The sequence below is a fragment of the Brevibacterium sp. NPDC056726 genome (assembly GCF_042790515.1).
In the GTDB taxonomy this organism is placed as follows: Bacteria; Actinomycetota; Actinomycetes; order Actinomycetales; family Brevibacteriaceae; genus Brevibacterium; species Brevibacterium sanguinis.
Genome location: NZ_JBHTYZ010000001.1, coordinates 686,155 through 703,671 on the forward strand (window position 1 = coordinate 686,155; position 17,517 = coordinate 703,671).

Consider the following 17,517-nt stretch of genomic DNA (forward strand, 5'->3'; position numbering starts at 1 on the left):
AAAACCTTTTCCATTTCTATCTCAAATGCTGACGTGTCTGTGTGTTTTCTCCGCATGTGCGGATAGATTGACCCAATGAAGAAGAGACTGATTGCCATGTGCACTGCCGCACTGCTCACCCTCAGCGCCTGCTCGACCGGGGCCTCCGGGTCCGACTCGCAGACCGACTCCGCAGAGCCGACGACGCTCACCGTCTTCGCCGCCGCCTCGCTGACCGAGGTCTTCGACGAGATCGCCGCCGAGTACAAGAAGGCGGAGCCCAACGTCGATGTGACGTTCTCCTTCGCCGGCTCCTCCGATCTCGTCTCGCAGATCACCGAAGGTGCGCCCGCCGATGTCATCGCCACCGCGGATGAGAAGACGATGAACGATCTCGAGAGCGCCGAGCTCCTCGCCGGGACGCCGGAGATCTTCGCGTCGAACACGCTCACGCTCGCCGTGGCCCCCGGCAATCCGAAGAACATCGCGAGCTCGCAGGACTTCGCCGGCAACGACCTCGTCGTCTGCGCACCCCAGGTCCCCTGCGGTGCGGCCACGCAGAAGTGGGCGGATCAGAACGGCGTGACGCTCGATCCCGCCAGTGAGGAGAACTCGGTCACCGACGTCCTCGGCAAGGTGAGCGCGGGTCAGGCCGACGCCGGCATCGTCTACGTCACCGATGTCGCCCGCTCCGACGGTTCGGTCGACCAGGTCGACCTCGACGGTGCGGACAAGGTCGTCAACCAGTACCCCGCGGCCACGGTGAAGGCGAGTGAGAACCAGGAGCAGGCCGACGCCTTCGTCAGGTTCCTCACGTCGGACACGGCTGTCGCGATGCTCAAGGATGCCGGCTTCTCGACCCCGTAGGCCGGTGGCACCCCGGGCCACGCGCACCGCTCGCCTCCCGGCGCGCCGGCTCCCGGCACGCCACCTCCAGCACACCGCTCCCCCAGCACACCGAAGGGCCCCGCTTCGCACAATGACGAAGCGAGGCCCTTCGGTCTGTTGCGGCTAGCGCGTGTGCCGCGGCTGGCGCAGCAGGCGGTCACTCGCGCGATCACTCGACCGCTGAATCGCCGTTGCCCGGCTCCAGCGCCCGGCGCTCAGCGCCGCGCGGGCCCGGCGCCGGGTGTCATCACTTGGCGCTCGTGCCCGCCGAGCCGAGGTTCTCGCACGCTTCGACGACGCGCGCGGCCATGCCCGCCTCGGCGGCCTTGCCGTACGACCGGGGATCGTATTCCTTCTTGTTGCCGACCTCGCCGTCGATCTTGAGCACGCCGTCGTAGTGGCGGAACATGTGATCGGCGACGGGACGGGTGAACGCGTACTGGGTGTCGGTGTCGACGTTCATCTTCACGACTCCGTGGCGGACCGCCTCGGCGATCTCCTCTGCACTCGATCCCGAGCCGCCGTGGAAGACGAGGTCGAAGGGCTTGTCCTTGCCGACCTCCTTGCCGACGGCGGCCTGGATCTCGCCGAGGAGCTCGGGACGGAGCTTGACGTTGCCGGGCTTGTAGACGCCGTGGACGTTGCCGAAGGTGAGCGCCGTGAGGTAGCGGCCCTTCTCCCCCGAGCCGAGCGCGCGCACCGTGGCCAGACCGTCCTCGACGGTGGTGTAGAGCTGCTCGTTGATCTCGTTCTCGACGCCGTCCTCTTCGCCGCCGACGACGCCGACCTCGATCTCGAGGATGACATTGGCGGCCGCCGCCAGGCCGAGCAGCTCCTCGGCGAGGGTGAGGTTCTCATCGAGCGGCACGGCCGATCCGTCCCACATGTGCGACTGGAAGTAGGGCTGGCCACCCGACTTGACGCGTTCGGTCGAGGCTTCGAGGAGGGGCTTGACCCAGGCTTCGACGGCGTCCTTGGGGGCGTGGTCGGTGTGGAGGGCGATGTTGACGTCGTAGCTCTTGGCGACTTCGTTGGCGAACGCGGAGAACGCTATCGCCCCGCGCACGCGGTCCTTGATCGTCGGGCCGGAGATGTACTCCGCACCGCCGGTCGAGAGCTGGATGATGCCGTCGGATCCCGCCTCGGCGAATCCGCGGATCGCCGCGTTGATCGTCTGCGAGGACGTGCAGTTGATCGCCGGATAGGCGAATCCCTGGGCCTTCGCCCGGTCGATCATCTCGGCGTACACATCGGGGCTGGCAATGGGCATGTGGGCTCCTTGGTCGGTCCGGTGGCGGTCGTGTGCCTCCACCCTACTCGGTTCTCCCCAGGCGACTGAAGCACATCCGCCGACCTGCTCGCCGTAGGTCGTGCCCGCCCCCGACCGCCCGATCGCGTCGAGTGGCTCGCCGCCGTGTGGCGCCGGGCGGCTCGCCCCGCATTCGCGCCGGGCGACCGGCCCCCGCAGTGTGCCGAGCACGTTTGCGCCAGTTGAAGCTGAGATGGCCAGTTCCCGTATTGGCCATCTCAGGCTCAACTGGCGCAAACCGGAGTGGAGGCCGGCATCGTGGTCGAGCTCCGCGGGTTACCGGCGCCCGCGGGCCGACGCGGGACGCCTCCTGGCGGTCGGGCGCCCGTCGTCGGCAGACCGTCGTCTCCGCGGAAGCTTCCGCTGCAGCTCACCCTGGTTTCCAGGGCTCACGTCATGACATGAGCCGCCGAAACCAGGGTGAGCCCCACCAGGACCCTCGCCGAGGCGGTCGCCGGGTCGTCCGACTCCTGCCGGTTTCGGATCGTTCGCGCAGACGAGAACGGCGGCCATGTGAGGAATCCACATGGCCGCCGCTGCGGTCCGGTGACCGGGCCGAGGCATCTCGGCAGAACACCGTGTCCGGTGGAGGGCCGAGCCGTTTCGCGCCGGAAGCCCAGCCACTCAACCGGACGCCGAACCCGATGACAGGCCCCGACCACTCAGTCGAGTGCCGGGCCCCGCCGCTCGGGGGTCGGTTCCCGAAACCGGGTTCTACTCGAGGCCGTCGCGTCCGGACTGGTCGCGTTCGGAGCCGTCCCGACCAGGACTGTCCTTGCGCAGGCTGAACTTCCGCCCGGTGTCCTTGCCGGACCCGCCGTCACGTGCCCCACCAGAGCGTGCCCCGCCGTCACGTGCCCCACCAGAGCGCGCCCCACCGGAGCGCGGGTCGTCCTTGCGGACGACCTTCTCGTCCTTGCGCACGACCTTCTCGCGCTGACGCTCGATGAGCCCCTTGCTGCGGGTGATCTGGTAGTCGATGCGCTCATCGACGATGTCGCCGAGGTACTCGTCGAAGTCATCGGCGAGGTGCTCGCCGACGGCCCGGTAGGCCGCCGCGCGCTCGATCGCCGCGGTGCGCTTCGCTTCCTTCCCGAACGCCTTGAGCGTCGAGATGCACACGAGGATGAGGATGATGCTGAACGGCAGCGCTGTGATCAGCGACCCCGCTTGCAGCGCGGTGAGTCCACCGGCGGTGAGCAGCGCGATCGCGAGCGCACCCTCGAGCAGCGCCCAGAGCACACGCGACCAGATCGGCGGGTTCGGGTGACCGCCGGAGGCGAGCATGTCGACGACGAGCGAACCGGAGTCCGAGGACGTGATGAAGAAGATCGCCACGAGGATGATCGCGATGACCGAGAGGATCGAGCCCAGCGGCAGATCGCCGAGGACGTCGAAGAGCACACGCTCGGCGACAACGCCCTCCTCCGGGTCGACGAGGTCACCGGCACCGAAGAGCTGGCGGAAGATGCCGGTGCCGCCCATGACGGAGAACCAGAAGAACCCGACGAGCGAGGGCACGAGGAGGACGCCGGCGATGAACTCGCGCACGGTGCGACCACGCGAGATGCGGGCGATGAAGACACCGACGAACGGCGCCCACGAGATCCACCAGCCCCAGTAGAAGAGGGTCCACGACGCGTTCCACTCGGCACCCTCCTCACCGGTGTAGGCGCCGATGTCGAAGGTCATGCCGAGCACGTTGGCGAGGTAGACGCCGAGGGATTCGACGAAGTTCTGGAAGAGGAAGAGCGTGGGTCCGAACACGAGCACGGTGACGAGCAGGACGCCCGCCATCGTCAGGTTGATGTTCGACAGCCACTTGATGCCCGCGCCCACACCGGAGACCACCGAGGTGGTGGCGAGCAGCGTGATGATGACGATGAGGATGATGAGGAAGAGGTTGTCGTACTCACCGACGACGCCGATGTGCGCGAGTCCCGCCGAGATCTGCTGCACGCCGAGGCCGAGCGAGGTCGCGATGCCGAAGACGGTGCCGAAGATCGCGATGACGTCGATCGTGTCACCGGCCCAGCCCTTGACGTAGCGGCCGAGCAGCGGTTCGAGCGCCCAGCGGATCGACAGCGGGCGACCGCGGCGGTGGATCGCGTAGGCGAGCGCCATGCCGAGCACGGCGTAGAGCGCCCACGGGTGCAGACCCCAGTGGACGAAGGTCTGAGCCATGCCCAGCTGGGCGTTCTCGACCTCGTTGCCGCCCCATCCGGGCTTCGGTCCGGTCGTGGCGTAGGTGAGCGGTTCGGCGACACCGTAGAAGACGAGGCCGATGCCCATGCCGGCGGCGAAGAGCATGGCGAACCAGGAGAGGACGCCGAATTCGGGTTCGTCCTCATCCTTGCCGAGCTTGATCCGGCCGTACTTCGAGACGCCGACGAAGATCGCGAAGGCGACGAAGGCGCCGACGACGAGCATGTAGTACCAGCCGAGGTCGGCGACGATCCAGGCCTGGATGTCGAGGATGACCTGCCCCGCGCTGTCGGGGAAGAGCACCGAGAGCCCGGCGACGGCGACGATGACGATGAGGGCGGGCCAGAAGACGCGCGGGGCGATCATGCCCCGGCCGATCTTCACGCCCTGGCGGCGCAGCTTCTCCGTGATCGCGTCGTCGGAGTCGTCCTCGCCGATGTGGAGTCGATCGGGCAGGTGGAGCCGCACCGGATCGGGGGCTCCGAAGAGGTAGTGAGCCTGCTCTTCGGGCGGGATCGCGGTGCCCTGGGAGTCCGCGCCGGGCGCCGCCTCCGCGTCGTGACGGGCGGTTTCGGCACCGTCTCCGCCTGGCGGATCCCCCGCCGCTGTGGCTTTGTCCGCTTGAGAATCAGTCATGATTTCCTTCGCATCGAGTGCACTTAACCGACTTTCTACCTTGCCGGAATCCTGAGGGAACATCAACCGAACTCTCACCCAATGAACAATCTCGGACCTGGGAATTCAGTACAGTGACGTCATGCACTCACCTCCGCGAACCCCTGTCAGCTCGCGCATCGGCGTCTTCAGCTGGGCGCTGTGGGACTGGGGTTCGGCGTCGTTCAATGCCGTCATCATCACATTCGTCTTCACCCCGTACCTGACGAAGGCGGTGGCGAGCAGCGAGGAGTCCGGCTCCGCGGCGCTCGGCTGGTCGATGGCCGCCGCCGGACTCGTCATCGCCCTCGTCGCCCCGGCCGTCGGCACCCGCGCCGATGCCGGCGGGCGGCACAAGCTCTGGCTCGGCGTCCACACGGGAATCGTCATCGTGACGATGGCCGGTCTCTTCTTCGTCCGCGACTCCCCCGCCTATCTGTGGCTGGGTCTGCTCCTCATCGCCGTGGGCAGCGTCTTCTTCGAATTCGCCGAGGTGGCCTACAACGGCATCATGGTCCGCATCACGACCCCCGACAACGTCGGCAAGGTCTCCGGCTTCGGCTGGGGCATGGGCTATGCGGGAGGGCTCGTGCTCCTCGTCCTCCTCCTCGTCCTCGTCATCCAGCCCGAGGTCGGCCTCTTCGGCGCCACCGACGAGGACGGCCTGCGCTTCCGCATCGTCGCAGTGCTCTCGGCCGTGTGGTTCGCGGTCTTCGCGATCCCGGTCCTCGTCACCGCCCCGGGCGCGAAGGTCACGGGCACCTCGGGCGGCCATCCGATCAGGGCGTTCATCGCCGACTACGCATCCCTCGTCCGCCGCCTCGTGCGGATGTGGAAGCACGAGCATCAGACGCTGCGCTTCTTCATCGCCTCGGCGATCTTCCGCGACGGGCTCGCCGCGATCTTCGCGTTCGCCGGGGTGCTCGCGGCCGGCAGCTACGGCTTCTCGGCCACGCAGATCATCATCCTCGGCGTCGCGGCGAACATTGCGGCCGGCGCCGGAGCGATGATCGCCGGGCTCTTCGACGACCGCTTCGGCCCCAAACCCGTGATCATCACCGGGCTCATCGTCATCATCGCCGGCGGAGTGCCGATCCTTCTCACCGACGACCCGGCCGTGTTCTGGGTGTGCGCGCTCGTCCTCAGCTTCTGCGTCGGCCCCGTCCAGGCCTCGTCGCGGTCGTTCCTCGCCCGCCTCACCCCGCCCGAGCGCGCCGGCGAGAACTTCGGCCTCTACGCGACGACCGGCCGGGCCGTGAGCTTCCTCGGCCCGGCGATGTTCGCGCTCTTCATCTCCCTGCTCGGATATCAGCGTGCGGGCACGCTCGGCATCATCATCGTCCTCATCATCGGCCTCGCCCTCATCATCGCGGTGAAGTCGGACGCGCCGCAGCGGTCGATGGCGGCGATGGCGAAGGAGTGAGTCCCGCCGAGGCGGCTGCCCGTTCCGCACCCGACCGCACCGAGGCGGCTGCCCGTTCCGTACCCGTCCCCGCCGAGGCGGGAGGTCGTCAGCGTTCGGCGAGGAGGTCGTCGATCTGCCCGATCGCCGCCGTGGCACCCTCGACGACACCCATCTCGAGGACCGTCTTCAGGCCTTCGGCGGTGTCGAAGACCGAGGTGTAGACGGCCTTCGTGCCGTCGCCGTCGGCGGTGAACGTGTAGGTGTTCGCGCTGCCGGGCAGGGACTGCGCGATGTCGAAGTTCTCATCGGCGAAGTAGTCGCGGAAGGAGAAGCTCACGGGCGCGTCGACGGCGGTGACCTCCCAGAGGCCGTAGTACTTCTCCCCCTCGGGTCCGGTCATGTAGTAGGTGACCCGACCGCCGGGGACGAGGTCGTGGTCGACGACGGTGGCCGGATGCGTCGGCGGTCCCCACACCTTCTCGAGCTGCCGGGGATCGGCGTAGACTTCCCAGACCCTCTCTGGCGGGGCGGCGAACTGCGCGACCATCGTCAGGGTCTTCGTGTCCTCGTTGTGGCTGGTCTCCGTCACCGGCATGACTGCTCCTTCGTCATTGAATCCGTTTATCCCTCCGCGCCCGGGCGGGGCAGAGGCGTCGTGTCCGCGTCGTCGGCGGCGAGCAGGGCATCGATGCGCTCGACGCGGTCCCGCCATTGGAGTTCGAGATCGCCGAGGAGGTCGCGCACGGTGCGGATCGCGCCGACATCGGCCCGGGTGACCTGGCGACGTCCGCTGCGCTCCTTCGTCACGAGACCCGCCCGCTCGAGCACGGCGACGTGCTTCTGCACGGCGGCGAAGCTCATGTCGTAGTCCTCGGCGAGTTCGGACACGGACAGTCCGTCGACGAGGACACGGCGGACGATGTCGCGCCGCGTCCGATCCGCCAACGCCTGGAACATCGCGTCGACATCGTCGTCGAGTCGGGCTGTCATGCTCACATCCTACAACCGAACGGTTGTACGTCAAGGGGTGTGCGCGCACCGCATCGCTCGATCACCCCGCAAACGATGCCCCCGAGGTGGATCCGGCTCGATTTCAGCGGAATCATCGAGCCGGATCCACCTCGCGGAGGGCGGCGCGGCTGCCCGGCGACCAGGCGCAGCCCGTCGACAGCGGCCCGCCGACGCCCCTCTCCGGAGGCGGACCCGACCGCCGGGCTCACCGCGCTGCAGAAAAATTCACCGTCACCCTGTTGACGCCTCGATTGAACACGCGTTTAATATTAAACATGCGTTCAACCACTCCGCGGGACGAGCCCTCCCGCTCCCCCAACTCCTCACCCGAGACGGCTGAGAGGATCCTCGACGCCGCGGTCGGCGAGTTCGCCGCCCACGGCTTCGCGAAGGCGACCGTGCGCGGCATCGCCGCCGCCGCCGGCGTCTCCCCGGGCCTCGTCATCCACCATTTCGGGTCGAAGGAGGGACTGCGCACCGCGTGCGACGACCACGTCTTCGATCTCATCACCGAGAAGAAGGTCGAGAACGCCGGGTACGCGGTCATGGCCGTGCAGATGATGTTCGACGATCCGGCGATGTCGACGGCCGTCGACTACCTGCTCAAGTCGCTGCTCGATCCGAGTGAGCACGGGCAGCGGTACTTCGACCACTACGTCGACCTCGTCGAGTCCTACATCGTCGAGGGCTTCGCCGGCTACGAATTCCGGCAGAGCGAGGACACCCGCGGGCAGGCCGCGATGCTCGCCGTCATGGCTCTGGCCCCGGCGATGCTCAGCCGGCGCCTCGAGGCGAACCTCGGCACCGCGGACGTCGCCTCGACGATGACGCGGCTCGCCCCGCACCTGCTCGACCTCTACTGGAACGGGGTGCTCGCCTCGGCGCCGGAGCAGAGTCCCGCCCCACCGGGCACCGCACAGGCAGGCACCGACGCGGCGCACGACGGGGCACCGGAAACCCCGCCGGGCACCGCCCCACCGACCGGCACCGCCCCACCGACCGACGACACGCCACCTGAGGCCCCACCCCATACCAGCACCACTTCATCACGCACCCAGGGAGATGACGCATCATGACCGCTGACACGAGCACCGTAGACACGAGCACTGCACACGAGACCACGACCTCGACCGCCTCGGCGGCCATCGAGATGACCGACGTCGTCAAGACCTACGGTCGCGTCCGCGCCCTCGACGGGCTCACCCTCTCCGTCGCCCGCGGGGAGGTCCACGGCTTCCTCGGACCCAACGGCGCGGGCAAGTCGACGACGATCCGGATCCTCCTGGGGATCCTGCGCTCGGATGCGGGACGGATCAGCCTCCTCGGCGACAATCCGTGGTCGCATGCGGTGTCCCTGCACCGGCGGCTCGCCTACGTTCCCGGCGACGTCGAACTGTGGCCGGGGCTGACCGGAGGCGAGGCGATCGACCTGTTCTCCCGGCTGCGCGGCGGGGTCGACACGGCCAAGCGCGACGAGCTCATCGAGCGCTTCGACCTAGACCCGCGGAAGAAGGGACGGACGTACTCGAAGGGCAACCGGCAGAAGGTCGCGCTCATCTCCGCACTCGCCTCGAACGTCGAGCTGCTCCTCCTCGACGAGCCGACGGCCGGGCTCGATCCGCTCATGGAAGCCGTCTTCCAGGAGTGCATCCGCGAGGCGAAGGACCAGGGGCGCACGGTGCTGCTCTCGAGCCACATCCTCGCGCAGGTCGAAGCGCTCGCCGATCGGGTCTCGATCATCCGCGCCGGCAGGATCGTCGAGACCGGGGCGCTCGCCGACCTGCGCCACCTCTCACGGACGACGGTGACCGTCCAGGTCGAAAAGGACATCCCCGAGCTCACGACGATGACCGGGGTCCACGACCTCGTCCGCGAAGGACCGCAGCTGCACTTCAGCGCCGACACCGCGCAGCTGCCGGGGATCATGCGGGCCCTGGGCGACCACGACATCCGGTCGCTGACGGCCACGCCGCCCACCCTCGAACAGCTCCTGCTGCGCCACTACGGATCGGAGAACCGGTGATGAACACGCACACGGCGACAACGGCCCGGACCCGCGACGGCGACACCCGCCTGCTCACCTCGGCGCCTCCCGGCACCCACGGCAGGCATGCGGCAGCAGAGGGACACCGGGACCACCCGGCCCACCGGGCCGAGCGGGGCACGAATCTCACCGGGCTCGGCACCCTGTTGCGCTTCATGCTCCGCCGTGACCGCTGGCGCCTGCCGCTGTGGGTGCTCGGCCTCTCGGCGATGGCCGCGTACTTCTCGAACGCGATCGCCCTCGTCCTCGACGGCAGCTCGCTCGAGGCGATGACGGTCTTCGCGAAGAACCCCGTCATGGGCCTCATCACGGGACCCGGTTACGGCTTCGACGACATCACCGTGCCCCGCTTCATCGTCGGGATGTACGGCGTCTTCCTCATGCTCGGGGCCGCGCTCATGTCGATCCTCACGATCTCCCGCCACACCCGCAGCGAGGAGCAGACCGGCCGGGCCGAACTCGTCCGCGCCGACGTCACCGGACGCCACACGCAGCTCATCGCCGCGCTTGTCCTCACGCTGGGGATGAACGTCCTCGTCGCCCTCGGCACGACGCTCGCATTCTTCTACTCCGAGGCCGCACCCCGCCCGTTCTCCTCCGCCCTGCTCTTCGGGGCGAGCATCGGCGCGGTCGGCTGGGTGTTCGCCGGGGTCGCCGCGGTGACCGCGCAGCTCTCCGCGTTCGCACGCGCCTGCTCGGGCATCGCCGGGGCGATCCTCGCGGTGTTCTTCATCGTCCGCGGGCTCGGCGACATGTCCGCCGTCCAGGGCGGGGACCTCGACTGGCTGTCGTGGCTGTCCCCGCTGGGCTGGGCGCAGCAGACGGCGCCGTTCACGCTCGACCGCTGGTGGCCGCTGCTGCTCGGCGTCGGCCTGCTCTTCGTCCTCGTCCCGGTCGCCCTCGTCCTCCAGTCGCAGCGCGACCTCGCCGCAGGCATCCTGCCCGATCGACTCGGTCGCCCGACCGCCTCGGCGGCCCTGTCCTCCCCGTTCGCCCTCGCCCTGCGCCTCCAGCGCTCGAGCCTGCTCTGGTGGTCGCTCGGCGTCCTCATCATGGGCGTCGTCTTCGGCTCGTTCACCTCGGCGATGGCCGACGGCGCGGACGGCATGCCGCCGGAGATCCTGGCAATCATGGGCGGAGCCGACGGCATCGTCGACGGCTACCTCGGGTTCATGGGCCTCTACTTCGCGATCATCGTCGCCGTCTTCGCGCTCATCTCCGCCGGCGGCCTGCGGGCCGAGGAGCAGGGGTTCCGCACCGAGCCCGTGCTCGCCACCGGGGTCAGCCGGCCGGGCTGGATGCTCGCGTGGGCGAGCGTGTCGTTTCTCGGCGCGCTCCTGCTCATGGCGCTCGGCGGCTTCGGCGAGGGCTTCGGGGCCGCGGCCTCGACCGGCGACTGGGATCTGCTCGGTCCCACCTTCGTCGGCCACCTCGCGCAGACCCCGGCGATCTGGGCGCTGCTCGGCATCGCCTTCCTGACCTACGGCATCGTCCCGCGGGCCATGGGCATCGGGTGGATCGTCTTCGCCGCCTCCGCGGTCCTCGCGTTCTTCGGCACGATGCTCCAGCTCGACGAGGCGATCCTCGACCTGTCCGTGTTCGTCCACATCGGGCAGTACCCGTCGGTCGACCTCGAACCGGCGGCGATCGCGTGGCTGACCGCGGGAGGTGTCGTCCTCACCCTCATCGGTGCGCTGGGCTTCCGCCGCCGCAACCTCATCACCGCATGATTCCCCTCGCCGAGGCGGGACGTCGTCACAGCCTGACGACGTCCCGCCTCGGCGGGCTGTCTCCGCGCGACCTTGGTGCGCGACCGCGGCGCGCGCGGCGGTCACGGCGGGAGGAAGCCGAGCGCCCCAGCCCGGGTGATCGCCTCGGCGCGGCCGGAGACGCCGAACTTGCGGTAGAGGGCCGAGAGCCGGTTCTTCACCGTCCCCGGCACCTGGTGGAGCTCCGCGGAGATCTGGGCGATCGAGCGGTCGGTGGCGAGGAGATCGAGCAGGTGGGCTTCGGCCTTGCTCAGCTGCGGCATCGACACCTCGGACACCGACACGGCACCGACCTCGCGCAGCCGCGTGAGGAGCTGGGCGCGCCCGGTGTCGGCGAACGCTCGGAACACCGGCTCCCACGCCGGGTCGCCGGCGCTGAGGTCGAGGAGTCGGGCGCGGTCGGTCCGGGGCAGCCAGGCCAACGGCAGCAGGGAGCTGACGAGCGCGGTGAGCCCGAGGGCCGTGCGGAACTCGTCGCGCGCCTCGGCGTCGCGGCCCAGCCGAGCCTGCGCCGCCGCGCGGATCGCGGCGAGCTCGGCTCGCCCGGTGGGGGTGAGCATCGGGTGGTAGAACCACGCCTCGACCTGGGCGATCGCGGATTCGCTGCGCCCGGCGACGAGTTCGACGCGCACGCTGCCGACGACGCGGGCGGCGGAGTCCGGCGACATCTGCTCGAGTTCGACCTCGGCCCACCGCAGCTGACCGAGCGCGGTGAAGACGGCGCTGCGACTGCCGGACACGAGGTCGCGGCTGAGCCGGGGCAGCGTGGCGGCGCGGTCGTCGAGGTCGTCGTGGGCGACGTCGTCGTTGGCGATGATGAGGTCGGCTGGGGTGCGGGCGGCGAGCACGGCCAGGCGCCGACCGATGACGGGGATCCAGATCCGCAGGCCCATCCCGTCCGGTGCCCGGTCGACGTCGGCGAGGCAGTCCGCGGCGAGGTCGAGGTCGAGGCGGTCGAGGGCGCGCAGGGCCGTGGCGATGCGCCACGGCGAGCGCACGACGTCGTCGACGAGGGTCGGCCGCGGCGCCGTCCGGGCCAGTCGCGCCAGCAGCGCGTCGGTGCGCTCGTGGTCCCCGGCGACCGCTGAGGCCAGCGCCGACCAGGCGACGGCGGCGGGCACGAGGTAGTCGCCGTCGACGTGGCGCGGGGCGGCCTGGACCTCGACGTCGTGGAGGATCGCCCGGGCGCGGGCGACGTCCCCGTCGTGGAAGGCGCAGATCGCGGCCACGAGGCGGATGGTCAGCTGGGCGCGTTTCGCGCCGGGCCGGATGCGCGCCGACAGGCCGAGGTCGGCGGCCTCGCTGTGGCGTCCGGCGGCGACGAGGGCCGACATGTCCCGCAGCACGGACCCCGGCCCCACCTCGGTGGCGATCGCCTGGGGCTGGGGCGGCGCGGCGGTATCGGGGACGGCGAGGAAGCAGAGCTCGCGGAGTCGGCCGGTCCGCGTCTCCCCGATGAGCGCCTCCTGCAGTCGCGCCTGGTCGAAGTCTCCGCCGAGGAGGTCGATGATGTCCTCGGCGATGCGGGCCATGAGGGCGAGGTCGGGTTCGACCGTCATCGCCTCGGGCGGGAGTCCGCCGTAGGCGGCGCAGGCGGCCTGCGGGGCGAGTAGGAACATCGGCAGTCCGACGGAATCGGCGAGCCGGACGAGCACGTCCCAGTGCCGGGCGCGGCGGGCGAGGTCGAGGACGTCGGCGAGCACCTGCGCATCGATCGCCTCGGCGGTCTCGAGATGGTCGACGAGAGCGGGGACGAGATGGGTGAGGAGGCCGGCCGTCTCGCTCCCGCTGTCCGCGGCGGCCGCACTGCGGCGCAGGCTCGCCGCGAGGAGGGCGGGCACCCGCAGGAGTCGCCGGCCGCCGTCGGTTCCGGCATCGGCGACGACACCCGACATGCGCAGGCGCATGAGCACGCCCTCGGGGTCAGGGGGACCGGACCCCAAGTCGGCCGGCGGGGGCACGGAGGCGAGCGCGAAGAGCGCTGTCCGTTCGGTGAACGCGCCGAGGTGGGACAGCACCGTCGCGACCCAGAGGTCCTCGGCGGAGAGGCCGAGGTCGAGCGGCGGCGCCTGGGCGGCGACGTAGTCGGCGAAGCTGCGGGAGGTGGGATCGACGGAGTGGTCGACGCGGGCGGCGGCAGCGGCCGCGATCCGCCCGAGCGCGAGGCACCCGGCGCTCGCGGCGAACAGCTCGGCCGCGAACTCGTCAGACTCGAGACCGAGCTCGCGGGCGAAGCCGGCGATCTCGGCCGCCCGGCCCGTCGGCGCGGGCCCGCCGGCCGGGCCGCCGGCCTCGGCGGGGTCGGTACCGGGGACCATCTTCTCCAGACCTCCACCTCGGCGGGGAACCACCGCGCTGATTTGATCGATGAACATCTCGCAGCCTCTCCTCGATCTGCGTCGCCAGCGGGGAGCTCCCACCGTGGGCGGAACCGCTGCTGTGGAACCAGTCTGGGGGACGCGCCCGCCCGAGGCCGCCGTCGAGCGGCCGGCCTGCGGGAAGCCGTCAGTGTTGTGCGGGTCGGCGAAAGAGTCCGCGGGAGCCATGGAGTCGGGCAGCGGGCCTCCCTACGCTTGAGGATCATGCACACGGTTCGCACGATCGCGACAGATGACTACTGGAGATTCCTCGACCGCACGGGGGACGCCAGCTATCAGCAGACCCCCGAATGGAGTCGCGCCCGCAGCACCGACTGGGAGCATGAGCCCGTGGGCTGGTTCGCCGGCGGCCACGAGCCGGTCGCGGCGGCGGTCATCAGGTACCGGCGGATGCCCGGCAGTCGCCTGCGGTTCGCCTACATCCCCCAGGGCCCGCTCATCGACTGGGCCTCCCCGGAGGTCGACGAGCAGCTCTCCGCGCTCACGACCCACCTGCGCGCCCGCCGCGTCTTCGGTGTGCGCATCACTCCCCCGCTCACCCTGCGGCGGTGGGATTCGGCGACCGTGCGCGCGGGCCTCGCCGATGCCGCGGTCCGCCGCTTCTCCGACCTCCCGCCCGATGCCGTCGACGCGCCGGCCGTGGAGGTGACCGAGCTGCTGGCCCGGCGCGGGTGGCGGCCGATCGTCGGCGACCCCGACACCGAGGCGAGTCAGCCGCGGCTGAACTTCCACCTGCGCTTCGACGACGGCACCGAGGAGACGGCGCTGAAGAAGATGTCGAAGACGTGGCGGAAGAACACCCGCAAGGCCGCGCGCGCCGAGGTGGAGGTCCGTCCGGGAGGTCGCGAGGACCTCGGCGAGGTCCATCGTCTCTTCGTCGAGACGGCCGAGCGCAACGGCTTCGAGCCGCAGCCGCGCGAGTATTTCGAGGCGATCTGGGAGACGATGGGCGAGGCCTTCCCCGGGGAGTTCGCCCTCCATATCGCCCGTCACGACGGGGACGCGGTCGCGGCGAACGCCACCGCGCGGATCGGCGGCCGGGTGCAGGGGGTCCTCGCCGCGACGAGTGCGGTGCGCCCGGAGGCCCGAGGGTCGAACGCGGTGTACTGGGCGATCATCCGCCGGGCCGTGGCCAGCGGCGCGGAGCTTCTCGACCTCGGCGGGGTCGAGGACACCCTCGACGCCGGGGACCACGCGTCCGGTCTCATCCGCTTCAAGGCGGAGATGGGCGCCGATGCCCACGAGTACATCGGCGCATGGGACCTGCCGCTGCGGTCCGCCGTCTACCGCGCCTTCACGACGGTGCTGCCGCTGCGCGCCCGCCTGCGGGCGCTCCGGCCGACGACCGCACGCGCACTGACGACCGCACGCGCACTGCGGAGTCCCGCAAAGCCGCTCCGGAGCGAGACCGAGAGGCGGGCATCGCCAGTAGCATCCCGATAAGCGGGGTATGCACCGCCTCCGCCTTCCACCGACAGGACACCCGATATGCCGAAAGCCTCGCTGCTGTTCGTGACTGTCGGCAACATCGCGACGGCCGCCGCGCAGTGGTACCTCGTGTGGCTCTTCGCCCGCCAGGACGGACCCGCCGCGGTCGGCCAGTATTCGACTCTCATCGCCGCCCTCACGCCGGTGTTCATCCTCTCCCAGCTGGGCCTGCGCAACCTCTATCTCACCCTGCAGGCACGGGTGCGCTGGGGCGTCTACCTCGGTGTGCGGATCTGCAGCGCCGCCCTGGCCGCCGGGATCGGCCTCCTCGTGCTCGGACTCGTCGTCTCCGAACTCTCCTGGCCGATGGCGGCCGCCGTGCTCGTCATCAAACTGTGCGACACGATCGCCGACCTCTTCTTCGCCCGCCTGCAGAGGGCCGAACGACTCCGGGCCTTCGGGCTCATCCTCATCGGCAGCGCCGTCGTCACCGCCGTCACCGTCACACTCGTCATGGCTGTCACGGGGTCCGTGGTCAGTGCCCTGTGGGGTGTTGCCGGAACCGCGCTGCTCGTCGCCGTCGTCACCGCCGTCCTCGGGCAGCGCGCCCCGGCCCCCGAACGCGCCGCGGACTTCGGCCCGCCGGCGGACGCCACTTCCACCGGCACCGAGGTGCGCACCCTCCTCACCGCGGGACTGCCGCTGTCGCTCATGCAGGGGATCTACTCGCTGACGTCCTACGCCCCGCTCGGCGTCGTCGCGCTCTTCGGGGCCGCCGACGACGTCGGACGGTACGCCTCGGCGGCGTATCTCGTCGTCTTCGCGAACCTCGTCGGAGCGTCCGTCGAGACCGTGATGCTGCCCGTCTACCGCCGTCTCCACGAGGACCCCGCGGCACCGCCCCTGCTGCGGACGTCCCTGGTGCGGGGCGGGATCATCATGGCCGCGCTCAGTCCTCTCATCATCGTCGCCCTCGTCCTCGGCAGTCCCCTGCTCGTCGCCGTCTACGGTGAGGCGTTCGCTCTGTCAGCACCGGCGATCGGCATGCTCGCCCTCGCCGCGGTCATCACCGTGCCCACGTACCTGCTGTCGGCGACGCTGCTCGTGCTCAACCGGTACTGGGCGACGACGTTCGTCGGTGCGTTCTCGGTCGCCGTCGCACTGCTCAGCGGCGGGATCGCCGGAGCCGCCGGAATGCCGGCGGTGGAAGCCGGGTGCCTCGCGCTGCTGTGCGGTTCGGTCGGCCGCTATGCCGGTGAGCTGGTCCTCGCGTGGCGGCCCGCGCGCCCTGCCCGCCGCCTCGACCCAGTCGCGGACCCGGTGCCGAGCCAGGGCGGCAGCCGCTGAGGGTCACCGGTCGACGAGGACGTCGAACGACCCGAAGTACACGGCCCACAGGGTGAACGCGACGAGCAGGCCGAGTCGGACGACGGGGGCGGCCGTCCCGCGGTAGGCGAGGAAGGGGATCGACACGACGGCGGGCACGAGCGACCACGAGTACGCGGCGAGGCGGTCGCTGAAGAAGACGAATCCCATGAGCAGGAAGTACCCGTTGAGGAGGATGAAGGCGTTGAGCAGCTTCGGATACCACTCTGGCAGCACCGTGAGCTTCTTGAAGGCGACATAGGACACGGCCAGCGGGCCCGCGCTGAAGAGCCAGAAGCTCGGACGGTTCGTGCCGCCGGTGTACTCCGCGGCCAGTGCGGGATCGGAGTAGACGTCGACCTGCTCGACGCTCGCGCCGAGCGGCCCGGCCAGGCGCTCGTTCATGCCCGTGAAGTAGGCGGCGGAGAGGATCACCCACACGCCGAGGAGGATGTCGGTGCGCATGCGGATGAGCCGGATGAGGACGATGATGAGCGCCGCGGGAATGGCCGACCAGTGGAAGAGGAGACCGACCCCGACGAGGAGGACGATCCACACGACCCTGGCGCCGCGCAGCACGAGGGCCAGGGCGAGGAAGAGGAACGAGATCGACAGCCCCTGCCGGAGCAGGAAGCTCGAATAGTCCATGAAGAAGCCGAAGCAGAAGGTCACGTAGAGCACGACGGCCGTCTGCCACCCGGAGCCGAGGACGAGCCACAGGGTCGCGGCGAGCATGATCCCGCAGAAGGCCGCCGCGACGACGAAGTAGACGCGGGCATCATGGGTGAAGAGACCGACGATCCAGTTGAACAGCAGGTACGCTGGCTCCCTGCCGTCGGCGACGGTGTCGGCGAAGATCTCGTCCGGCGACGCGAAGCTCATCGACTCGAACTCGAGGGCGTAGCGGTTCTTGTCGACGACGTCGTAGTTCGCCGCCGAGGCGGCCAGCACCGTGATCGTCACGAGCGAGAGGATCGGGAACAGCGCGTTGCTCCAGTGCCGGAACTTCGAGGTCTCCCCGACGACGCAGAAGCCGACGATCCACAGGGTGGCGAGCACGAACCACGAGACGAGGAACATCC

13 protein-coding genes are annotated in these 17,517 nt (G+C 69.9%); 7 read left to right on the top strand and 6 right to left on the bottom strand.

Annotated elements, in window-relative coordinates; genetic code table 11:
• The first annotated feature begins 75 nt into the window (after positions 1-75).
• On the top strand, positions 76-846 hold the full coding sequence (gene modA / locus ACFQ91_RS03045; RefSeq protein WP_198499830.1) for a molybdate ABC transporter substrate-binding protein: 771 nt from the start codon (positions 76-78) through the stop codon (positions 844-846).
• 268 nt (positions 847-1,114) lie between these two features.
• On the opposite strand, the gene fbaA is transcribed toward modA, so the two are convergent.
• Together fbaA and ACFQ91_RS03055 are read right to left on the bottom strand one after the other, a co-directional pair.
• Positions 1,115-2,137 carry a class II fructose-bisphosphate aldolase gene (gene fbaA, locus ACFQ91_RS03050; protein WP_198499831.1) on the bottom strand — a complete coding sequence of 341 codons (1,023 nt, stop codon included), beginning with the start codon at positions 2,135-2,137 and terminating at the stop codon, positions 1,115-1,117.
• 753 nt (positions 2,138-2,890) lie between these two features.
• A complete protein-coding gene (locus ACFQ91_RS03055) occupies positions 2,891-5,017 on the bottom strand; it encodes a BCCT family transporter (RefSeq protein ID WP_232623737.1) in 2,127 nt (708 codons plus the stop codon).
• A gap of 121 nt (positions 5,018-5,138) precedes the next feature.
• Between ACFQ91_RS03055 and ACFQ91_RS03060 the strand changes: the two genes are divergently transcribed.
• Positions 5,139-6,458 (top strand): MFS transporter, encoded by a 1,320-nt coding sequence (locus tag ACFQ91_RS03060; RefSeq protein WP_198499832.1) that lies wholly within the window; start codon positions 5,139-5,141, stop codon positions 6,456-6,458.
• Between the two features lie 88 nt (positions 6,459-6,546).
• Here ACFQ91_RS03060 and ACFQ91_RS03065 read toward each other — a convergent pair whose 3' ends face one another.
• Entirely contained in the window at positions 6,547-7,035 is a 489-nt protein-coding gene (locus tag ACFQ91_RS03065; RefSeq protein WP_198499833.1) for an SRPBCC domain-containing protein, read from the bottom strand.
• Positions 7,036-7,061: 26 nt separating this feature from the next.
• Positions 7,062-7,430: a helix-turn-helix transcriptional regulator gene (locus tag ACFQ91_RS03070; protein ID WP_198499834.1), complete on the bottom strand. Its 369-nt coding sequence runs from the start codon at positions 7,428-7,430 to the stop codon at positions 7,062-7,064.
• A 296-nt stretch (positions 7,431-7,726) separates the two neighbouring features.
• Between ACFQ91_RS03070 and ACFQ91_RS03075 the strand changes: the two genes are divergently transcribed.
• The 3 genes from ACFQ91_RS03075 to ACFQ91_RS03085 all read left to right on the top strand — a co-directional run bounded on the left by ACFQ91_RS03075 (position 7,727) and on the right by ACFQ91_RS03085 (position 11,225).
• On the top strand, positions 7,727-8,527 hold the full coding sequence (locus ACFQ91_RS03075; RefSeq protein ID WP_198499835.1) for a TetR/AcrR family transcriptional regulator: 801 nt from the start codon (positions 7,727-7,729) through the stop codon (positions 8,525-8,527).
• 74 nt (positions 8,528-8,601) lie between these two features.
• The gene (locus ACFQ91_RS03080; RefSeq protein WP_232623871.1) at positions 8,602-9,474 is read left to right on the top strand and encodes an ABC transporter ATP-binding protein; all 873 of its coding nucleotides are present in this window, start codon (positions 8,602-8,604) and stop codon (positions 9,472-9,474) included.
• Positions 9,474-11,225 carry an ABC transporter permease gene (locus ACFQ91_RS03085; protein ID WP_232623738.1) on the top strand — a complete coding sequence of 584 codons (1,752 nt, stop codon included), beginning with the start codon at positions 9,474-9,476 and terminating at the stop codon, positions 11,223-11,225. Before ACFQ91_RS03080 ends, ACFQ91_RS03085 begins: the two co-directional genes overlap by 1 nt.
• Before the next feature lie 101 nt (positions 11,226-11,326).
• Here ACFQ91_RS03085 and ACFQ91_RS03090 read toward each other — a convergent pair whose 3' ends face one another.
• Positions 11,327-13,639: a helix-turn-helix transcriptional regulator gene (locus tag ACFQ91_RS03090; protein WP_198499837.1), complete on the bottom strand. Its 2,313-nt coding sequence runs from the start codon at positions 13,637-13,639 to the stop codon at positions 11,327-11,329.
• 207 nt (positions 13,640-13,846) lie between these two features.
• Here ACFQ91_RS03090 and ACFQ91_RS03095 point away from each other — a divergent pair, with 207 nt between their 5' ends.
• Complete coding sequence (locus ACFQ91_RS03095; protein WP_376870316.1) at positions 13,847-15,085, top strand: lipid II:glycine glycyltransferase FemX; 1,239 nt, start codon at positions 13,847-13,849, stop codon at positions 15,083-15,085.
• Between the two features lie 45 nt (positions 15,086-15,130).
• Positions 15,131-16,417, top strand: a complete 1,287-nt coding sequence (locus tag ACFQ91_RS03100) for a lipopolysaccharide biosynthesis protein (RefSeq protein ID WP_198499839.1) — start codon at positions 15,131-15,133, stop codon at positions 16,415-16,417.
• Between the two features lie 3 nt (positions 16,418-16,420).
• Here the strand turns inward: ACFQ91_RS03100 and ACFQ91_RS03105 are convergent, their stop codons facing one another.
• Positions 16,421-17,515 (bottom strand): EpsG family protein, encoded by a 1,095-nt coding sequence (locus ACFQ91_RS03105; RefSeq protein WP_198499840.1) that lies wholly within the window; start codon positions 17,513-17,515, stop codon positions 16,421-16,423.
• Positions 17,516-17,517 lie beyond the last annotated feature (2 nt).

Excerpts from the sequence above, each read along its gene's own strand:
- modA (WP_198499830.1), top strand. The coding sequence starts at position 76 with ATGAAGAAGAGACTGATTGCCATGTGCACTGCCGCACTGCTCACCCTC.
- fbaA (WP_198499831.1), bottom strand. The coding sequence starts at position 2,137 with ATGCCCATTGCCAGCCCCGATGTGTACGCCGAGATGATCGACCGGGCG.
- ACFQ91_RS03055 (WP_232623737.1), bottom strand. The coding sequence starts at position 5,017 with ATGACTGATTCTCAAGCGGACAAAGCCACAGCGGCGGGGGATCCGCCA.
- ACFQ91_RS03060 (WP_198499832.1), top strand. The coding sequence starts at position 5,139 with ATGCACTCACCTCCGCGAACCCCTGTCAGCTCGCGCATCGGCGTCTTC.
- ACFQ91_RS03065 (WP_198499833.1), bottom strand. The coding sequence starts at position 7,035 with ATGCCGGTGACGGAGACCAGCCACAACGAGGACACGAAGACCCTGACG.
- ACFQ91_RS03070 (WP_198499834.1), bottom strand. The coding sequence starts at position 7,430 with ATGACAGCCCGACTCGACGACGATGTCGACGCGATGTTCCAGGCGTTG.
- ACFQ91_RS03075 (WP_198499835.1), top strand. The coding sequence starts at position 7,727 with ATGCGTTCAACCACTCCGCGGGACGAGCCCTCCCGCTCCCCCAACTCC.
- ACFQ91_RS03080 (WP_232623871.1), top strand. The coding sequence starts at position 8,602 with ATGACCGACGTCGTCAAGACCTACGGTCGCGTCCGCGCCCTCGACGGG.
- ACFQ91_RS03085 (WP_232623738.1), top strand. The coding sequence starts at position 9,474 with ATGAACACGCACACGGCGACAACGGCCCGGACCCGCGACGGCGACACC.
- ACFQ91_RS03090 (WP_198499837.1), bottom strand. The coding sequence starts at position 13,639 with ATGTTCATCGATCAAATCAGCGCGGTGGTTCCCCGCCGAGGTGGAGGT.
- ACFQ91_RS03095 (WP_376870316.1), top strand. The coding sequence starts at position 13,847 with ATGCACACGGTTCGCACGATCGCGACAGATGACTACTGGAGATTCCTC.
- ACFQ91_RS03100 (WP_198499839.1), top strand. The coding sequence starts at position 15,131 with ATGCCGAAAGCCTCGCTGCTGTTCGTGACTGTCGGCAACATCGCGACG.
- ACFQ91_RS03105 (WP_198499840.1), bottom strand. The coding sequence starts at position 17,515 with ATGTTCCTCGTCTCGTGGTTCGTGCTCGCCACCCTGTGGATCGTCGGC.